22 protein-coding genes are annotated in these 15,323 nt (G+C 53.2%); 3 read left to right on the top strand and 19 right to left on the bottom strand.

From position 1 onward, the window contains the following. Nucleotides 1-160 precede the first annotated feature (160 nt). The 19 genes from GKC03_04450 to GKC03_04360 form a co-directional block, all read right to left on the bottom strand. Nucleotides 161-712 (bottom strand): 50S ribosomal protein L6, encoded by a 552-nt coding sequence (locus GKC03_04450; protein NYT11787.1) that lies wholly within the window; start codon nt 710-712, stop codon nt 161-163. Between the two features lie 9 nt (nt 713-721). Continuing rightward, on the bottom strand, nt 722-1,111 hold the full coding sequence (locus GKC03_04445) for a 30S ribosomal protein S8 (protein ID NYT11786.1): 390 nt from the start codon (nt 1,109-1,111) through the stop codon (nt 722-724). A gap of 9 nt (nt 1,112-1,120) precedes the next feature. Next, nucleotides 1,121-1,267 (bottom strand): 30S ribosomal protein S14, encoded by a 147-nt coding sequence (locus GKC03_04440; protein ID NYT11785.1) that lies wholly within the window; start codon nt 1,265-1,267, stop codon nt 1,121-1,123. Continuing rightward, entirely contained in the window at nt 1,264-1,764 is a 501-nt protein-coding gene (locus GKC03_04435) for a 50S ribosomal protein L5 (protein NYT11784.1), read from the bottom strand. Before GKC03_04435 ends, GKC03_04440 begins: the two co-directional genes overlap by 4 nt. Before the next feature lie 8 nt (nt 1,765-1,772). Further along, on the bottom strand, nt 1,773-2,483 hold the full coding sequence (locus GKC03_04430; GenBank protein ID NYT11783.1) for a 30S ribosomal protein S4e: 711 nt from the start codon (nt 2,481-2,483) through the stop codon (nt 1,773-1,775). Continuing rightward, nucleotides 2,480-2,857 carry a 50S ribosomal protein L24 gene (locus GKC03_04425; protein ID NYT11782.1) on the bottom strand — a complete coding sequence of 126 codons (378 nt, stop codon included), beginning with the start codon at nt 2,855-2,857 and terminating at the stop codon, nt 2,480-2,482. The genes GKC03_04430 and GKC03_04425 overlap by 4 nt, the downstream gene beginning before the upstream one ends. A 10-nt stretch (nt 2,858-2,867) precedes the next feature. Then, entirely contained in the window at nt 2,868-3,266 is a 399-nt protein-coding gene (locus GKC03_04420) for a 50S ribosomal protein L14 (protein NYT11781.1), read from the bottom strand. 5 nt (nt 3,267-3,271) lie between these two features. Beyond that, nucleotides 3,272-3,598 (bottom strand): 30S ribosomal protein S17, encoded by a 327-nt coding sequence (locus tag GKC03_04415; GenBank protein ID NYT11780.1) that lies wholly within the window; start codon nt 3,596-3,598, stop codon nt 3,272-3,274. A gap of 4 nt (nt 3,599-3,602) precedes the next feature. After that, nucleotides 3,603-3,866 (bottom strand): ribonuclease P protein subunit, encoded by a 264-nt coding sequence (locus GKC03_04410; protein NYT11779.1) that lies wholly within the window; start codon nt 3,864-3,866, stop codon nt 3,603-3,605. An 18-nt stretch (nt 3,867-3,884) separates the two neighbouring features. Further along, the gene (yciH, locus tag GKC03_04405; protein ID NYT11778.1) at nt 3,885-4,184 is read right to left on the bottom strand and encodes a stress response translation initiation inhibitor YciH; all 300 of its coding nucleotides are present in this window, start codon (nt 4,182-4,184) and stop codon (nt 3,885-3,887) included. Then, nucleotides 4,184-4,387, bottom strand: coding sequence for a 50S ribosomal protein L29 (gene rpmC, locus GKC03_04400; protein ID NYT11777.1), 204 nt, complete (start codon nt 4,385-4,387; stop codon nt 4,184-4,186). The genes yciH and rpmC overlap by 1 nt, the downstream gene beginning before the upstream one ends. Continuing rightward, on the bottom strand, nt 4,387-5,262 hold the full coding sequence (locus tag GKC03_04395; GenBank protein NYT11776.1) for a 30S ribosomal protein S3: 876 nt from the start codon (nt 5,260-5,262) through the stop codon (nt 4,387-4,389). The genes rpmC and GKC03_04395 overlap by 1 nt, the downstream gene beginning before the upstream one ends. After that, nucleotides 5,263-5,709, bottom strand: coding sequence for a 50S ribosomal protein L22 (locus GKC03_04390; protein NYT11775.1), 447 nt, complete (start codon nt 5,707-5,709; stop codon nt 5,263-5,265). An 11-nt stretch (nt 5,710-5,720) separates the two neighbouring features. Beyond that, nucleotides 5,721-6,179 carry a 30S ribosomal protein S19 gene (locus GKC03_04385; protein NYT11774.1) on the bottom strand — a complete coding sequence of 153 codons (459 nt, stop codon included), beginning with the start codon at nt 6,177-6,179 and terminating at the stop codon, nt 5,721-5,723. Between the two features lie 5 nt (nt 6,180-6,184). Further along, nucleotides 6,185-6,886, bottom strand: a complete 702-nt coding sequence (locus GKC03_04380; protein ID NYT11773.1) for a 50S ribosomal protein L2 — start codon at nt 6,884-6,886, stop codon at nt 6,185-6,187. A gap of 10 nt (nt 6,887-6,896) precedes the next feature. Next, nucleotides 6,897-7,181, bottom strand: a complete 285-nt coding sequence (locus GKC03_04375) for a 50S ribosomal protein L23 (protein NYT11772.1) — start codon at nt 7,179-7,181, stop codon at nt 6,897-6,899. Between the two features lies 1 nt (nt 7,182). After that, nucleotides 7,183-7,959 (bottom strand): 50S ribosomal protein L4, encoded by a 777-nt coding sequence (locus GKC03_04370; protein NYT11771.1) that lies wholly within the window; start codon nt 7,957-7,959, stop codon nt 7,183-7,185. A gap of 2 nt (nt 7,960-7,961) precedes the next feature. Then, a complete protein-coding gene (locus tag GKC03_04365; protein NYT11770.1) occupies nt 7,962-8,963 on the bottom strand; it encodes a 50S ribosomal protein L3 in 1,002 nt (333 codons plus the stop codon). Nucleotides 8,964-9,057: 94 nt separating this feature from the next. Beyond that, nucleotides 9,058-9,345, bottom strand: coding sequence for a hypothetical protein (locus GKC03_04360; GenBank protein NYT11769.1), 288 nt, complete (start codon nt 9,343-9,345; stop codon nt 9,058-9,060). Between the two features lie 323 nt (nt 9,346-9,668). Between GKC03_04360 and GKC03_04355 the strand changes: the two genes are divergently transcribed. The 3 genes from GKC03_04355 (at nt 9,669) to GKC03_04345 (ending at nt 15,308) form a co-directional block, all read left to right on the top strand. Further along, the gene (locus GKC03_04355; protein NYT11768.1) at nt 9,669-11,390 is read left to right on the top strand and encodes a CBS domain-containing protein; all 1,722 of its coding nucleotides are present in this window, start codon (nt 9,669-9,671) and stop codon (nt 11,388-11,390) included. Between the two features lie 126 nt (nt 11,391-11,516). Then, nucleotides 11,517-12,236 carry an ABC transporter ATP-binding protein gene (locus tag GKC03_04350; protein NYT11767.1) on the top strand — a complete coding sequence of 240 codons (720 nt, stop codon included), beginning with the start codon at nt 11,517-11,519 and terminating at the stop codon, nt 12,234-12,236. Nucleotides 12,237-12,320: 84 nt separating this feature from the next. After that, on the top strand, nt 12,321-15,308 hold the full coding sequence (locus tag GKC03_04345; protein NYT11766.1) for an FtsX-like permease family protein: 2,988 nt from the start codon (nt 12,321-12,323) through the stop codon (nt 15,306-15,308). The last annotated feature ends 15 nt before the right edge of the window (nt 15,309-15,323 follow it).

Below are 15,323 nucleotides of genomic sequence, written 5' to 3'. Positions count from 1 at the left end.
ACTCCCTTAAGGCCGTCGATGAGTTCTTTGGACCTCTCCTCGTCGTAGAGGGTGTCCAGCAAATCATCAAGGTTCTTGATGCCCTTGTCCTCGAGGACCTGGGCATGTTCCTCCTTGTAGTAAGGGAGGTCTGAGATCTTGCGTATCTCTTGCTGCTTCTTCATGCCGCAGCCCTCCTTCCTTTCACGACGATGTATATACCATCCTGGAACACCCTGGGGTCGTATCCCCTTATGCGGGTTGCCTTCTCGATGTTGGCTGCTGTTTGTCCCACAGCCTCGATGTCAGCCCCAGTTAAGGTAACATCGCTACCCTTCACGGCGACCTTCACGCCTTCTAGTATGTCTGCACCCCTTGGAGAACGTTCTCCCATGAAGTTCTCTATGACAAACCTGTTGCCGCGAACATTGACCTTCATGGGAAAGTGGGAATAAACGATCTTCATGTGGTACTCGAAATCACTTTCAGCCCCGTAGACCATGTTACGAACGTGGGCAGCGAAGGTCCCCACCAGAGCCTTTTCCTTGACCCGGGGGAACTCGCAGTAAACCAGCACCTTGCTGTCGGTCTTCCTGATCTTCACCCTGGGATGGGATAGCCTTCTCGACAGCTGTCCGTTGGGACCCTTCACTATGACTTGGGGGCCGTTGATCTGAACCGAGACTCCCTTTGGAATCTCTATCTCCTGCTCCAGCATCCCGGTAATTGTCATCTTGATCCCTCAATATACGAATGCCAGGAGCTTGCCTCCGACTCCCAGTTCTTTTGCTTTCATATGGCTGACCACGCCCTCGGTGGTGGTGAGTATGAGCACCCCGAAGTCCTGGGCGGGAAGATACCTTGACTCCCATTTGTCCAGCTCGGTACGCTTGATCGAGTATCGGGGCTTGATCACGCCGCAGTTGTTAATGGTGCCTTTCATGTCAACCTTGAACACACCAGCTCGGCCGTCCTCGATGAACTCAAAGGCATTGATGTAGCCGCTCTCCTGCATCACCTTGAGCACCCTTCCAATGAGCTTGGAGGATGGAGTGATCAGGCAGTTGCTCTTACCGACCAACGCGGCGTTTTTTATTATCGACATAGCGTCGTTCAATGGATCGCTCTGCATTCTCTCACCTCACGAGTACTTCTTGAAACCTATCTCGGGAGCGATCTCGCGAAAGCACTGACGGCATAGATGAATGCCGTAACGGCGTACGATGCCCGCCTTCCTTCCGCAGCGCTGGCAGCCCTTCTTCCTGCCGAATTCCTTCTTGGGTTTCATTCCACCACCTCAACTGCGAATTGCTCCTTCATGAAATCCATCGCCTCCTGTCGGGTGACTCGGTGCCTGTGGGGCAGCCTGCGCGTCATTATCCTTCGCTTCGTCACCCTGTAACCAGGGCGTTGGATTACCACGTTCACATCCATTCCAAATATGCCGATCTCGGGATCATACCTCATACCCTCGAAGTCCGTGTAGTCCGATATACCAAAGGACAGGTTCCCTTCGGGATCGAATGAGTACTCCGCTATGCGGTTCTCCCTGATCCACAGGGCGCGCTTGAGGAAGTTATCCGCGATGTCGTGCCTCAGAGTGACCTTGCACCCAATAGGCATCCCCTCACGGATCCCGAGATCTCGGTTGGTGGTCTTGGAGACGGTGACCAATGGGGTCTGCCCGGTAAGCATCTCCAGAACCTTCTGGGCTTTGACCAGGCGCTCTCCAGCCTCTCCGACTCCTATGTTAACGACCACCTTCTCTATCCTGAGCTGCCTCATAGCCTCGCTCATATCACACTCGCCTCCGGCAGCTCGATGACGGGCGCGCTCGTGCCTACCACGAACACGTTGTCCTTGACGGTGGATTTTCCGTCCCTGAAGCGGACGATGTTGGAGGAAGGGGTCCTGCTGACCTCGTACTCCTCGATGACCGAGATCTCTCCCGCGTGCGCCCCGCTGATGACCATGGCTATGTTGCCCTTAGCCATGGGGTACACTTCTAGTATCTTCTGAGAGGGTACCTCGACCTTGAGCACGTCGCCCGTCTTGTACTTGTTCTCTTTGACTATGATGTTCCTACCATCGTGAAGATTCAGTTGTATCCTTCCACCCCTCACGGTGGTCTTGTTCTCAATCCTGCATAGCTTCCAGCTCTCCTCACCCTCTCTGATGGTGACCAGGCGGAACTTGCCCCTCCTGTCCACGAGCATCCTAAAGTTCTGCTCAAGTTTGGGTATGGAGACCACGTCCATGAGGCCCACCGGGAACTTATGCTCTTTGACAGGGCGGCCGTCGACGATGATGTCGCGGTTCCCGATGATACGCTTGGCCTCTGCCGCGGTATCACACGCCTGGAGCAGGTCCCTGACCACTGTCAATACCGGCATGCTCCTCTGAATGGGGTGCGGTCCGGGGGATGGCTTCGTGATCCACTGGTCCGTCTTCCTTGGGACGGGCCAGCTGCGGGGAGCCGTTAGCCTCTTCATACTCTTGCTCATTGCGCTCCCTCCTCTTTCCTGGTCAGTATATCTCTGCGCCAGGAGTCTGAAGTGTCAAGCTTAGTAATGATCACATTGGAGGCGTGAATCGGTCTGCTGACCTCGGTGCCGTCAGCCTTGGGGATGGTGACACCCTCTATGGTGAGGCGGCCAGTCCTTGTGTTTACTTCAGCCACCTTGCCCTCCGTCCCAATAAGGTCCTCGTTGCCCCTCATGACCATGACGGTATCGCCCTTGATGACGTGGGCCGAGCGCCTGCCATACTCTCTGCGTAAGTTCTCACTCAGATGGGAGGCCACGTTCTTGCGCCTCAAATGGGAGGGTGCATTGAATAGGGCCTTCCTCTGCTTTCTTGCCTTGGTGCTCTTAACCATTCACATCACCTCACACTATCACTGAAGCGGTCGCCGCTATACGGGGCCATCTTTCAGCCGCCTCGCGGGCTACCGGTCCCTTGATATCGGTTCCCTTGGTCTCACCTGTATCGGTGGTGATGACCGCGGCGTTGTCCTCGAAGGACACCATGGTCCCGTCGGGTCTCCTGAATGGTCGCCTCTGCCTCACTATTACAGCGTAGACGACCTGTCTCCTCATCTCTGGAGTGCCCTTCTTGACGGACGCGACCACTATGTCACCAATACCCGCTGCTGGGTAACGGCGAGCTACGCCGTGGTACCCCGGTACGGAAATGATCTTGATCATCTTGGCCCCGGTGTTATCGATCACATCGAGCTCGGAGCCTGTGACCAGTCCTCTAGTTTGATTGCCTGCAACGCCCTTCATCCCGTTCACCTCTTTTCGATTATGACGAACGAGACGGTCTTGCTGATGGGTTTGCACTCCATGATCCTCACCTCATCCCCAACTCCGATCTGGAGGCATGGGGGATTGTGTACGGAGTAGCGACTGGTCCTCTTTTCGAAACGCTCGTACTTATTCTGATACTTCAGGTAATTGCGCTCCACTACCGCTGTATTGTTCATCTTCGTGGAAACAACCACCCCATCGATTATCTGGCCCCTGACGGACAGGGTGCCATGAAAGGGGCAGTTGCCATCGTCACAGGCGGATTCGGGAGGCTTGACGTCAATACCAATATCCTTAGCATGATCCATGAGATCACCTACACTTCTTGATCCGGTCCTCGGGTCGATGTCTGATCTCATCGCCCTTGATAGCGATCTTCTTACCCTGGAATGTGAACTGGAAATCATTTCCGGGCTTGGGTATCATCTTCTCCCTGCCGTTAACCTCGATGGTCAGGGTATTTCTTGTCTCGTCCACCACTATTCCGCTGATATCGCGGTATCCGGGGTGGGCGGAACCGATGACCTCTACATTCAAGCCGATGAATTCCTGTTTCATGAAATCCCTTCTCTTCATATTGCCCAACGGATGACCTCACCGAACCTCGGTCTTGAAGCCCATCTCTTCAAGGGCCTTTTTGACCTTCTTCCTGTGTTCGCCCTGGAGCTCGATGCGGCCATCCTTGGCTGTGCCGCCTGCCGCGCACTTGGTTTTAAGCGTCCGGGCCAGGTCATCAATGTCGATGTCGTTCGCGTCTATTCCTTCGATGACGGTAACTGTCTTACCGTATCGTCGGCTGTCGGTCGATATCCTCACCTTCTGCTGCTCGCGAGCTATCTCCTCGCACATGCAGAGTTCTTCGGGCAATCCACACACAGGGCAAATGTCCGCCATTACTTCTCTTCCTCCTCCTTCTGGACGGTTAGGATCCTTGCGATATTTGTCCTAAGGGCTCTGATGCGACCGGGGTTGGGCGGTGCTCCGCCCATAGCCGCGGCTCCCCTTTCATGCATCAGTTCGTCCTCGAGCTCCAGTAGCACTCCCTTGCGCTCATCAGCGCTCATGCCCCGTATCTCGGAGGTCTTCATCAGAGGCATTACTCCTTCACCTCTTCGGAGCCTTCAGACTCGGCCTCCTCTACCGTCTCGGGTTCTTCTTCCTTGTCCCCTTCAACATTGGCTTCTTCCGCGGGCTCAACCTCAACACTCTCAACTGGAGCGTCTTCGGACTGAGGCTCCTCGGCATCCTCCGATGGTGCTTCCTCCACATCCTCCTCCGTGGTCTTGGCCTCGGAGGTTTCATAGGCGGTAACTCTCTCCGCAGCCTCTCTTGCCTCTATCTCGGCGAAGAGGTCTGGCAGAAGGTCCTTTGCCTGGGCAGGAGTGAGCACGGACACCTCGTCGGGCAGCCTTGCCTCGGGGTCCATGATTTCGACCTTCACACCTATGACGCCCCTCTTAAGGGTCGCCACGGCGAAACCGGTCTTAATGAACTGTAATCTTGGCTCACCGCAGAACTTGATGTAACCGGCCTTGAACTTCTCGGTCCGGTGTCTTTGGCCAGTGAGCTTCCCAGCTAGCACCACCTGACAACCCTTGGCACCAGACTCCATGATGCGTCGCACAGTGGAGTGACCAGCACGCCTGAAGTGCCATCCCCTCTCCAGAGCGAAGGCGAGCTTCTCTGCCATAATCTGGGGGTTAAGGTTAGGATCCTGTACCTCCTGCACCTCGATCTGAGGATTATCGAAATTGAAATCCTCCTCGATGGCACGAGTCAGGTTCTTGATGGCTGAACCCCTCCTTCCGATGACGATGCCAGGTCGCTCGGTCGTAAGGGTCACGCGAGTTCCCATTGGAGTCCTCTGGACCTCCACGCCGCCGAAGCCAGCGCGGTTGACCTCCTTCATGAGGTACTCCTTGAGGAGCACTCTCCTAATGTTCTCAGCTATGAATTTCCTCTCACTAGCCATCTACTCCATCTCCTCTAGGATTACTTCGACGTTTACTGTCTGATGATCGAAAGGAGTCGCCCTTCCATAAGCTCGGGGCATCCACCCCTGCTGAGTCCGCCCCAAGTGGGCGGCTATGACCTTAATGCGCATGGAATCCACGCCCAGGCCTTTGTACTCGGCGTTGCTCATCGCGCTCTCTATGACGCCCAGTATGGCCTTGGCGGCCTTCTGGGGATAGCGTCCAGGTCCCGTGCCCTTCTTGTGGGACACGCACTTCTTGTATCGCTTGAAGGGAACGGCTCGCTTCAACTCGATGATCTCGTTGAGAACATCGACGGCTACGCTGACCTCCATGCCCCGGACCATGCTGCATATCTCCCTCGAGTGCTTGGGTGAGATCGGGAGCTCCTTGCCTATTGCCCGAGAGGTGCTGTCAGGGTCAGTTTCCATTGTGTATCCTACCATGCCATTTCACCTCACTTAAGCGGCAGGAACTTGGATGACCTTGTCGCACCTACACCAGGACCAGAGTGTCTTACATTTCCCCTGGTGGGGGCGAATTCTCCCAAGTAGTGCCCTATCATTTCGGGCTTGATCTCGAAATCCCTGAATTCTTTACCAGTGTACACCGACACGCTCTTTCCCACGAACTGCGGGATGATAGGAATGTCCCTCCGGTGGGTCCTTATAGTGTTCCCATCGGAATCCCTGATCTTATCGAAGGTTGTCCGCTGCTCATCGTTGAGCCCGCGGATCAGCGTGCGCCTAATCCTTGCCGGCATCAGGGTCACCACCTCATCGAAGGGCATTTCGAGCAGCTCTTCCATGGTGAACCCGCGATAAGTGAACTCCTTCTTTCTTCGGGCCGTTATCGCCCCTTTCTTCTTCCTGGCTCTCCTTCTAGAGGCCTTGGTTCCACCCATCTTTACTGCCATCTACATCACTTCCTCTTGCTCCTCTTCTTTGGTGAGAGGTGACCTACCTTTCTGCCAGGGGGAGCATTTCTGCCTACCGTGCTGGGCTTACCGACATGCTGGTGTGATCCTCCACCATGTGGATGGTCCACAGCGTTCATGGCCACGCCACGCACTGAGAAGTTTGCCTTGGCCTTGCTCTTGTAGGCATGGTACTTCGCACCCGCCTTGCCGAAAGGCTTCTCCTTCTGCCCACCGCCTGCCACAACTCCGATGGTAGCCTTGCACCTCGGATCGAGTGTCTTGAACTCGCCTGAAGGCATGAGGATAACCACCTTCTTTCCTCTGCTGACGATGCTCGCGGATGTCCCGGCAGTGCGGATGAACTTGCCTCCGTCACCCGGGCGTCCCTCAACATTGTAGATGGGAGTACCCTCAGGGATGCCTGAGAGAGGCATGGTATTGCCGGAGTAGATGGACGCTCCTGGGCCCAACTCCACTTCCTGGCCAACCTGCATTCCCTCGGCCGCGATCATCGGTATTACCTCACCGTCAAATTCAACCTCGGCCAGGGGGCTGTTCCTCCCCGGCGCATGTATCAGATCGAGAACCTTGCCCGTACCGTGGTCGAAGGCGGGGTGCTTTATCTCCGCCACATGCTTGTGGCTAGGGGATCGGTACGTAGGAGTTCCGCGACCCCTCCTCTGCTGTCTAAGATTCTTACCCATTCACACCACCTCAGAACACGCCGATCCTCATCCCGACTTCTTCCGCCGAGTATCCCTCGGCGAGCTTAATTATGGCGTGCTTGCCATGCTTGGAGATCTTGGTGGAAACCTTATCCACCTTGACCTCAAAGTGCTCTTCGAAGACCTCCTTGATCTCCTTCTTGGAGGCGCTCTTATGAACTATGAACTCAAGCTTGTTGCCGTCAGTGAAATCCTGTGTTGGAGTCCCAGTCATCTGGTTCATGGTCTTCTCTGTGACATAGGGATGAAGCAGTATCTTCCTCTTCTCGACCATATCACCACTCTCCTATCTTGCCCAGAGCGGACTCGGTGAACAAAGCCAGCCTGCCTGCGTCCCCACCAGGTGCCAGAACACCAGCGTTCAGCCTGCTTGGTGGGACTATCTCAACACCGGGCAGGTTGCCAGCGCTTTTTACCAGGGGAACGTCCTCCCCGGATACAACGATCAGTATGCTGCGGGGTCTCCGATACTTCCTGCCGCGCATCTTTCCTCGACCAGCTCGGATGTGTTTTCCCTCCTTGGCCCTTATGATATCATCTCTGATGCCAAGGCTCTCCAACGCATCCAGGACCTCCTTGACGGTCTCCAGAGTCTCGATGTCATCCTCCACTACCACGGGAAGGGTCACATCCTCCTCGAACCAGTGCCCTCGACCCTTGACGATGTCGGGATCTGCGGTGGCGGCCAGTGCTGAAAGCTTTGCCAGTCTCCTCTCCTTTCGGTTCATTTTCTTAGAGAGATCCTTCTCGGGTACGGGGGGATGAGCTCTTCGCCCTCCAACATTGTTAGGCGACTCGGCCGCCTTTCTACCCTGGGTCAGCCTCTGGACCCTTGCAACGCCTCTTCCCTTGCCCCAGGTCGAGACCGCATGTCTCATCCCGGCCGTCTTGGAGGGCCCGTAGGGCTGCCTCTTGTTGGCCTCCTGGGCGACGACCGCCTTCCTTATGATATCTGGCCTAAAGGTCGTTCCGAAGGCCGAGGGTAGCGAAATGGTCTTCACCACATCGCCTCCGAGCGAGTATACATTAACGGATGAATTGTTACCAGTCATCTCTAGGCCCCCTGCTTTGATTCAGTCGATATATATGCGAAGTTGGGTGCCTCTGTGAGCTTGACTCCGCCCTTTCTTACCGGATCCCTGAGCCTTATGAGCCTCTTGGAAGGACCCGGTACAGAGCCGTGGATGAGCACGTATGGATTCACTACCTGACCGTACCTGACGAATCCGCCCTTGGGGGTCACATCATCTCCGTTCTCCCCGAAGCGCAGGACTCGCTTGTTGAACTCAGTCCTCTGATGGTATCCGACCTGACCGGCCATCGGAACTGTGGGCCTAACATATCCAGGTCGCTTGGGTCCGAGGTTACCGTAAAGGCGGCGGTGTTTGCTGTTCTTATGGGACAGCAGCTTCACGCCCCACCTCTTGACCGCTCCCTGGAATCCCTTGCCTTTGGTCACGGCGGAGACATCGATCATATCTCCCTCCTTTGCGAAGTCGTTGAATGTCAGTTGTTTACCAAGGAGTTCCTTGGAGTATGCGGTCCTCTCCTCCATGGTCCCTCCGCCGATGCGGAGTTCCATGAGATCCGGGACCTTCTTGGGTACGCCCTTGACCAGCTTGGGCTGGGTGTAGGCCAGGATCCTCACATCTTCAAGATCCCTTCCCTCGATCTTCCTCCAGGCATTGCCTGGGTCATAGTTCTTGGGTATGGGTAGCCGCCTGGAAAGCATCGAATCGATGTTCTTTGCCCAGACTTCCCCAAGGGTCTGTAGACCGTACGTCGAATTCACATAGAATCTGACGGCGGCAACCCTCATGGGGGGTACCTCAAGAACGGTGACAGGTACCTGAACCTCCTGGCCAGTAGTGGTGCTCTTAGGCCTGTAGTCTACGATCAGTGCATGGGTCATTCCAGCCTTATAGCCGGCGAATCCCTGGACCTTGGGTCCATCGCTGATCTCAGGCCAAGCATCCAGCCTCGGGGTCTCCTTCTTGGCCCTCTTGCGAGGTGAATAAGCTTTAGATCCTCTTCGTGGACGTCTCTTGTTCGGCATGATTCTCCCTCTGTTTGGGAGAGAATCCTCTCTCTCCGCTTACGCGAGTCGTTCAACTGTGTCGAGGTCAGTACCTTCGACCGTGACGCTGTTGTCACTGCCCAGAATCAGTGGGGCAGCGATTGAGGGGTGCCATATGCATTGCCCAAGGCGTCTGGTCGAACGTCCTCATGCGTTCAGCTAAGCCTTGCATTAGGATTATGGTATATAAGATGTGCGGTAATCCCCGCGCCCTGTCCAGAGCCCCGATGGCAAACAGGCCATGGACAGGAGCCCACTTCCTGCGCCTTATTACGCCGATCAGGAGAACTCGGAAAAGATCACCAGATACTCGATCGGTGAATTTGCCGACAGGCTCCACCTCATACTTTATCCTCGGCAAACTTTCTCATGCACAGAATGGCGAAGGGATTCTTAATCAGAGGCTCGAATACAGCCTAGGGAGTCATGTGCATATCAGAGCCACGAATAAGTCCATGAACAGGAATTCGTTGATGAGTTTTGACCTCTCCTAGCATCACAAACTGCCTTATTAGAATAATAGACAAATTTGCCCACATTTCTTCAAATAAAGGTCCTTTCTACAACCGATCTGGAAAGAATGTCGAGGTCGTAATTCTCCTTCAGCCATCATCCGGATTGCTTAAGTCTGTTGATTTCCCTATGATTCTCACGCCCAAATGTATGACTCCCTGGCGATCTCCAATGAGCAATGATATCCCAAGAAGCAGGGCTCGTATCGAGAGTATAGAGAGAAGGTTGACCCGCATCTTCTCATTGGATATTCGCGACTATTTCAAGAAATGGATTCCGTTGGGCATAATGATGGGACTGGTGGGAGGACTGGGGGCGATGGCCTTCGAGTTCCTTCTGGAATTGATCTGGTCCTCCTTTTACGAGACCGTTGCGGTGCCTTGGTACCTGATCGTGTTTATTCCCGCTGTCGGAGGGGTAATCATGGGCTTCTTGGTCTCCTATATGGCACCTGAGGCTGAAGGCCCTGGTCAGGATAACGTGGTCAACGCTCTACATCATACTGGGGGCAAGGTGCGGCCAATTGTGGCTCCGGTAAAGTTGGTGGCTTCAGCCTTGACGATCGGAACCGGAGGGAGCGCTGGAAGAGAGGGTCCAATATCCCAGATCACTGCGGGTCTGGCAAACTTCGTGGCCGACAGGTTCAAACTAAGCCGTTCGGACCTCAGGATACTGGTTATCAGCGGAATGGCGGCGGGAATGTCCGCCGTGTTCAAGGCACCGCTTGGGGCTGCAATTTTCGCCATAGAGATACCCTATAAGAACGACTTGGAGAGTAGTGCAGTGGTTCCTGCGATGGTCTCCAGTGCGGTTGCATACCTGGTGTTCGTTCCATTCTATGGCGTGGAGCCTCTTTTTAGCTTCCCAGATGTCAATATATTCCTTTCCGCAGAGGTCTTCCCGCTAACGATACTCACCGGTTTCGTTTTGGGATTGGTAGGATTGGGATTCATCCAGCTCCGAAACCGGATGAGCAGATTCTTCAAGGAATTGACACTTCCCCTGTACTTCCGAGCGGGTCTGGGGGGCCTGATGGTCGGCATCATCGGTTTATCGATCCCCGGTGTGCTTGGACTTAGCGAGGGTATAATACAGGATCTGATAGACGGCGCCATCACATCGATATTGGTACTATTGGCTATCCTTGTGGGGAAGATCGTGGCAACCTCCCTCACCGTCGGCTCTGGCGGTAGCGGGGGCGTATTCTTTCCCTCGCTGGTCATAGGTGGTACGGTTGGGGGAGCGATCGGTGTCCTTTCAGGTTTAGACATCACACCCATCCTGGTCGTTGTGGGCATGGGATCGATGATGGCAGGTGTGACTAAGACACCAATCGCCTCCTCGATAATGTTGACGGAGATGGTTGGCGGGGTGTCGGTCCTCATTCCGCTCATGATATCCTCCATCATAAGCTACACGGTCACTGGCTCTCGCACCATATACGAGAGCCAGATAACGCAGCATTCCTTCACTCTGGACATCTCAATGCTTAGCAAGGTGAGGGTGGGAGATGTCATGGAAGGAAACGTGATCATAATTCAAGAGGATGAAAATCTGGCAGAGATCATAGCCAAAGTGAGGGACAATCCTCATTATCTTTACCCGGCAATCGATTCAAATGGAAAAATGGTGGGGATGGCTCCCATGGACCTCATCGAAAAAGAATTCTCGAGTTCACCTGAATCGTCCCTGAGGAAAGTCATCCAGACTCATTACGACACCATTCCTTCGGACAAGGAGGCTCTGGAAGCGTTTGACATCATGAACTCCAAGCAGATTTCGAGAATGATAGTCGTGTCACCCATGGATAACAAGAAGATCGTCGGAATCATTACCAGACGCGATCTAATGGACACCCTGGAGCGTCTTGATGAGAGACATCACGAATTCTGAGAATAAAGGCGTCCTTGCCGAATCGTTCTCCTAATCATCAAAGGCCACCTAGGTTCAGGCCGAGTTTGATTTATTTTAACGTAGATTAAATTAAAAGGTTCTTCAGGTATTTTAATACGGAGAGAAATGGACCCCGACGAGGAGAAACCCAAACCAACCGATTTAGTGGAAAACAGCCCCATCATACGCTCAATAGGTGTCGAGAAGATCTACGACACGGGCGAGGTAAGGGTTCACGCCCTGAGAGGTTTGGACCTCGAGATAAGTAGGGGGGAGATGGTTGCAGTGATGGGACCATCTGGATGCGGAAAGACAACCCTCCTCAACTGCCTTTCCGGGATCGACGAGATCGATGATGGAAAGATACTGATCGAGGACAAGGATATATCCAAGATGAGCGATAGGGAGAGGACAGAGTATAGGGCAAAGAAGATGGGGTTCATTTTCCAATCGTATAATCTTCTTCCCGTACTCTCAGCCCTTGAGAATGTCCAGCTTCCTCTACTGGTATCAGGGGTCAATGTCAAGGCTTCAAAGGAGAAGGCCATGAATGCCCTAGAAGTAGTCGGTCTCAAAGATTGGGCCAAGCACAAGCCCAGCGAGCTCTCAGGGGGTCAACAGCAGAGGGTGGCAATTGCCCGCTCTCTCGTCAACGACCCAGTGATAGTATGGGCAGACGAGCCAACTGGGAACCTTGACAAGGAAAATACCGTGCAGATCATGAAATTACTCTCCACCCTCAACAAAGAGAAGAATCAGACGTACGTGGTGGTGACCCATGATCCTCTGGTGAGCGGAATGGCGGACCGGATAGTGCGCATGGAGAATGGCAGGATAGTGGAATGAGGATGAGCAGGAGATGATGATATCGAGATACCTGATACTGGCTGGGACAGGGCTCTTCCACTTCTGGCGGTTCTCATCGTCGTAGTGCTGATCATCCTGATCGCTAGCCTTCGACCCAGCATCTTCATTAGAATGGGCCTACACAACATCACCCGGAGAAAGGCTCACACTGCCCTGGTGATTGGGGCGCTCATGATTGCAACAGCCATGATCTCTAGCTCCCTGGTAACCAGCGATTCTCTTGATTTCTACATCAGGGAGACTAGCTATCTGAACTCGGATCTGATGGACGAGTACATCTCCTCTCCAGGAGGTGGTTTCTTCGATTTCGGGGTCTACAATGGCATCTCGCAGGACCAAGAGATCAGGGCGTTGACCGATGGCATCTCTCCCCAGATCATGTTCCAAGGCATCTCTGTTTTCAATCCAAGGACCGGGTTGACTAGTCCCTCTTCGACCGTGGTGGGATTCGATTCCGCCTTGGACCAGGAATTCGGTGAGTTTGCCATTCCATCGGGTGATCGCTACGGGGAAGACCTCGGTGATGATGAGATCATAATCAATTCAATGCTGTCGGAGCGGATCGGCGCTCAGGTAGGTGACTCTCTTGAGGTCTACTACATCATCCCTCCGAGCTTGGACGGCATTCCGGAGATCAATGGGATCATTCCCACCTTGCCAGGAAGGCAAACCCCATCAGAGGAAGAGACATCGATGCAGGAGGGGATGGCCGAGATAAGGTCGATCCAGTTCAATGTCAAATCCATATCATCTGATGCAGGTAAGGCGGCCATGTTTGGAACTCCCAATCTATTCCTCAAGATAGAATCGGCTTGGGAAATGTACCAGACCAATGACTTCGAATACAACTTCATCAAGGTCTCCAACAACGGGGGCATGATTGACTCAGTTGTTCTGACCGACCAGGTTACCACTGAGATCGAGAGAGTGCTCGACAACTTCATAGAGAACGATCCCGTAAACGCGGTTCTTGGATCACTCGTCATAACTGACTACAAGAGAAACCAGCTGGATCTTGCCGATTTTGCCGCCGAGAACTTCGGTGATTTTCTTCTACTCATGTCTATGTTCGCCGTTACCGCAGGCGTCATACTGATCGTGAACATCTTCGTGATGCTTGCCGAGGAGCGCAAGCGTGAACTCGGAATATCAAGGGCCATCGGTCTGAAGAGAATCCATCTCACCAGGATCTTCACCTTTGAAGGTCTGGGTTACACCTTCCCGGCGTCGATCATCGGAGCACTGCTGGGCATCCTGATAGCATACATGCTCATCACCTCTATGAACTCCATAATGGGGGTCGAGGGCGGCGAAAGCCTTCCGTTCTACTTCTTCCTCTCGAGTCTAGTACTTTCCATAGTGCTGGGTACCCTGGTATCAATCGCCACCATATTGTTGGTTTCACGAAAAATATCGAAACTGAATATCGTGAGGGCGATAAGGGAGATAGAGGAACCAGTCTTGAAGAAGGGGACCAACACCACAATTGGTTATGGTCTGTTCCTCGCAATACTGGGAAATCTGATCACCTATGTGTACTATTTCCATTACGACTATTATCTCCTCCTCATAACAGGCTCCATACTGGTCATTGCTGGGGCCGCAATGATAGTGAGGAGGGAGGTCCGTCCGGAGATTGTCTATTCCATCGCAGGTGTATTGATCTTCCTCTATGCACTTTGGACACTTTTCAACGTTACTTACGAAGGAACAGATGCAATACTGGCATTCGTCTTTATTGGGCTCATCCTATGCTTCAGCGCAGTAGTAATTCTCGTTTTCAACTCACGGATCATCGTTTCTGGGGTCTCAAGGTTGTTCTCCTTCAGCCCCAGTTCCAAGGCCATCTCGCAGATAGCTGTCGGTTACTCGCTCCAGAAGCGGTTCAGGACTGGTATGACCATCGCTATGTTCACATTGGTCCTATTCCTCGTCACCATGACTTCGATTTTCACCTCGTCCTTCGTTGTTTCCGATATTACCGAGGAGGCAGGCGGGTACGATATCGTTTCCACCACATCATTGAGTGTTGAGAATCTTGAGAATGTCACTGTGATCCGGGAAGGGGAGGTCGAGGAGATCGATTCCGAGGTGATCAGGAATGATGTCGAGTACATAGAGTCGATCAGAAGCTTTTATTTCATGGGAAATCTGCAGAAGAACGGTGAGGACGTACCATCCTACGGTCCACCGTATTATGGAATATTTGGTATAGAGGACGATTTCAAGGATCATACGAAATGGAACTTGGAGAGCATCCATCCAGAATACAGTACCGAGGACGAGGTCTGGGCGGCACTCCAAGAGGATGACTCACTTGTCATCATAAGCTCCGGTACTGCCAGCACTCACATACCCATCTTAGTAGGTGACATTGTGACGCTTCCTTCCCACGTGGTGGACTCCTCTGTTGAACTGAGAGTGATTGGAATCGTTAAAGAGACACTTCTCAACGGACTGTTCATCGCAAAGAGCAGCATGGGGACGATATTCCCTCATCTTATCGACAACAACCTGTTCCTGGTCAATCTCAAAGATGGAGTTCTACTGGAATCATCAGTGGAAAAGATGAACACCGATTTCAGGTCGATCGGAATGGAGGCCCAGTCAATTGAGAAGGTGCTAATCGATTCAAAGAAGCAGATGGAGGATATCATGCAGATGTTCTCCATTTTCCTTTCTCTTGGCCTGCTCATAGGTGTAGCCTCACTTGGAGTGCTTGCATATCGGGCGGTCTTTGAACGAAAGAGAATCATAGGAATGCTGCGATCGATAGGATATCAGAGGTCAATGATATCGAAATCATTCCTGGTGGAGGTGCTTTTCATCACTTCGCTCGGAGTGCTACTGGGCATCTTTGTTGGATTCACCTGTGCCTACGGCATCTGGTACACTGCCATGGCTGAACTTGATGTGCCATTCGTGTTTCCTTGGGAAACCCTTCTCATAATCGTCGGTATCGTCTATCTCGCCGCAATCCTTTGCACTGTTGCACCATCCAGGATGGCATCGCGCATTCCCCCCGCAGAGGCATTCAGAGACATGGGCTGAATTCCAGCATGATAT

The organism is Methanomassiliicoccales archaeon (genome assembly GCA_013415695.1).
In the GTDB taxonomy this organism is placed as follows: domain Archaea; phylum Thermoplasmatota; class Thermoplasmata; order Methanomassiliicoccales; family JAAEEP01; genus JAAEEP01.
Note: the sequence above shows the minus strand (reverse complement) of the source record. Positions and strands in the feature narration are given on the sequence as shown.

Bases quoted from the DNA above. Each gene is read 5' to 3' on its own strand.
- GKC03_04380 (NYT11773.1), bottom strand. From the start codon at position 6,886: ATGGGTAAGAATCTTAGACAGCAGAGGAGGGGTCGCGGAACTCCTACG.
- GKC03_04425 (NYT11782.1), bottom strand. From the start codon at position 2,857: ATGGTTAAGAGCACCAAGGCAAGAAAGCAGAGGAAGGCCCTATTCAAT.
- yciH (NYT11778.1), bottom strand. From the start codon at position 4,184: ATGGCGGACATTTGCCCTGTGTGTGGATTGCCCGAAGAACTCTGCATG.
- GKC03_04420 (NYT11781.1), bottom strand. From the start codon at position 3,266: ATGAAGGGCGTTGCAGGCAATCAAACTAGAGGACTGGTCACAGGCTCC.
- GKC03_04375 (NYT11772.1), bottom strand. From the start codon at position 7,181: ATGGTCGAGAAGAGGAAGATACTGCTTCATCCCTATGTCACAGAGAAG.
- GKC03_04365 (NYT11770.1), bottom strand. From the start codon at position 8,963: ATGCCGAACAAGAGACGTCCACGAAGAGGATCTAAAGCTTATTCACCT.
- GKC03_04440 (NYT11785.1), bottom strand. From the start codon at position 1,267: ATGAAACCCAAGAAGGAATTCGGCAGGAAGAAGGGCTGCCAGCGCTGC.
- GKC03_04385 (NYT11774.1), bottom strand. From the start codon at position 6,179: ATGGCAGTAAAGATGGGTGGAACCAAGGCCTCTAGAAGGAGAGCCAGG.
- GKC03_04355 (NYT11768.1), top strand. From the start codon at position 9,669: ATGAGCAATGATATCCCAAGAAGCAGGGCTCGTATCGAGAGTATAGAG.
- GKC03_04445 (NYT11786.1), bottom strand. From the start codon at position 1,111: ATGCAGAGCGATCCATTGAACGACGCTATGTCGATAATAAAAAACGCC.
- GKC03_04450 (NYT11787.1), bottom strand. From the start codon at position 712: ATGACAATTACCGGGATGCTGGAGCAGGAGATAGAGATTCCAAAGGGA.
- GKC03_04430 (NYT11783.1), bottom strand. From the start codon at position 2,483: ATGAGCAAGAGTATGAAGAGGCTAACGGCTCCCCGCAGCTGGCCCGTC.
- GKC03_04350 (NYT11767.1), top strand. From the start codon at position 11,517: ATGGACCCCGACGAGGAGAAACCCAAACCAACCGATTTAGTGGAAAAC.
- GKC03_04370 (NYT11771.1), bottom strand. From the start codon at position 7,959: ATGACTGGTAACAATTCATCCGTTAATGTATACTCGCTCGGAGGCGAT.
- GKC03_04410 (NYT11779.1), bottom strand. From the start codon at position 3,866: ATGAAGAGAAGGGATTTCATGAAACAGGAATTCATCGGCTTGAATGTA.
- rpmC (NYT11777.1), bottom strand. From the start codon at position 4,387: ATGCCTCTGATGAAGACCTCCGAGATACGGGGCATGAGCGCTGATGAG.
- GKC03_04395 (NYT11776.1), bottom strand. From the start codon at position 5,262: ATGGCTAGTGAGAGGAAATTCATAGCTGAGAACATTAGGAGAGTGCTC.
- GKC03_04415 (NYT11780.1), bottom strand. From the start codon at position 3,598: ATGGATCATGCTAAGGATATTGGTATTGACGTCAAGCCTCCCGAATCC.
- GKC03_04435 (NYT11784.1), bottom strand. From the start codon at position 1,764: ATGAGGCAGCTCAGGATAGAGAAGGTGGTCGTTAACATAGGAGTCGGA.
- GKC03_04390 (NYT11775.1), bottom strand. From the start codon at position 5,709: ATGGTAGGATACACAATGGAAACTGACCCTGACAGCACCTCTCGGGCA.